Below are 299 nucleotides of genomic sequence, written 5' to 3' on the forward strand. Positions count from 1 at the left end.
CCCCCACCCCGCCTTGGCGCCCCCCGCCACCCAACCCCCCCTCCCCCCCGCGAAACGCCTCGGGATGGCTGCGCGGCGCTCGCAATGACGAGCTTGTTGAGCCGGGCCGTGTCAGACTCTCGGTGTCATACCCCGCGAAAGCGGGGTATCCAGTACGCTGCGGCCCCTCGGCTCTAGCCGAGCCGTCTCTGGAATACTGGGTCGGGGGGGGGGGCCGGGGGGCGCGGGGGGGGGGGGGGGGAAAAAAAAAACCCGTTGGTATAGCGCCCGGCCCCCCCCCGATTTTGGCCCGGGGGGTA

Source organism: Bradyrhizobium sp. MI1.7, from assembly GCF_055811795.1.